The sequence below is a fragment of the Kitasatospora sp. NPDC091257 genome (assembly GCF_044757675.1).
Lineage (GTDB): Bacteria > Actinomycetota > Actinomycetes > Streptomycetales > Streptomycetaceae > Kitasatospora > Kitasatospora lactacystinica.
In genome coordinates this window covers 1-1,152 of record NZ_JBIVVI010001823.1, presented here as the reverse complement: position 1 = coordinate 1,152, position 1,152 = coordinate 1, and the positions used below count along the sequence as shown (strand labels likewise).

Annotated in this window: 1 protein-coding gene; it reads left to right on the top strand. The window is 69.1% G+C overall.

Going from position 1 to position 1,152, the window contains the following annotated elements; genetic code table 11:
- The first annotated feature begins 63 nt into the window (after nt 1–63).
- Nucleotides 64–831, top strand: a complete 768-nt coding sequence (fabG, locus tag ACIQOV_RS42285) for a 3-oxoacyl-ACP reductase FabG (RefSeq protein ID WP_359901584.1) — start codon at nt 64–66, stop codon at nt 829–831.
- The last annotated feature ends 321 nt before the right edge of the window (nt 832–1,152 follow it).

The window sequence follows — 1,152 nt, the reverse complement described above, 5'->3', positions numbered from 1 at the left end:
GGTGTGGCCACCCTCTCCGGGGGCTCTCCCCGGGAGGCAACCCCGAGAGAGACGAGACCGAGCATGACCGAGCAGAGCACCGCCCCCCGGGTCGCCGTCGTCACCGGCGCCGCCCGCGGCCTGGGCGCCGCCACCGCCGTCCGGCTGGCCGCCGACGGCTACGCGGTCGCCGTCCTGGACCTCGACGAGGCGGCCGGCAAGGAGACCGTCGACCGGATCACCGCCGCCGGCGGCAGGGCGCTGGCCGTCGGCGCCGACGTCTCGGACGCCGAGCAGGTCCAGGCCGCCGTCGACCGGGTGGCCGCCGAGCTCGGCACCCCGGTCGTCCTGGTGAACAACGCGGGCGTACTCCGCGACAACCTGCTCTTCAAGATGTCCGAGTCCGACTGGGACACGGTCATCAACGTTCACCTCCGCGGCGCCTTCCTGATGACCCGCGCCGTGCAGAAGCACATGGTCGACGCCGGTTTCGGCCGCATCGTCAACCTGTCCTCCTCCTCGGCCCAGGGCAACCGCGGCCAGGCCAACTACTCGGCCGCCAAGGCGGGGCTCCAGGGCTTCACCAAGACTTTGGCCATTGAGCTGGGCAAGTTCGGCATCACGGCCAACGCGGTCGCCCCCGGCTTTATCGCCACGGACATGACAGCAGCCACCGCCGCCCGGGTCGGCATGGACTTCGAAGACTTCAAGCGGGCCGCGGCCTCGCAGATCCCGGTCCAGCGGGTCGGTGAGCCTGAGGACGTCGCCCACACCATCTCCTTCCTCGCGAGCGAGGGCGCCGGCTTCGTCTCCGGCCAGGTGATCTACGTCGCGGGCGGCCCCCTCGACTGAGCACGGAACCTACACAGGGTTACCACGGAGTGGGAAGCCGGCCGAACCGGCCTCCCACTCCTCCTGCTTTACCGGGGCTTTTGCAGAATCATTCGACGACCACACTGACTTTCGATCCTGGAATAGTGGAAATCACCCCCCGAGCCAGCCCCGATCGACCCAATTGTCGATTTCCCGGGAAAATGACAATTACCACCGGAATAGCCCTGTCCGGCTGGGTAAGGTCACCCCGTGCAATCCAGAAGTACCCCCGCTCCCATTCCGCGCCAGAGGCCGGAGCGCCGCACCGCCGAACCCGACCGCCGGGAACGCCCCACCACC

What these genes read in the sequence shown, in the direction of transcription:
- fabG (WP_359901584.1), top strand. Translation starts at nt 64, where the DNA reads ATGACCGAGCAGAGCACCGCCCCCCGGGTCGCCGTCGTCACCGGCGCC.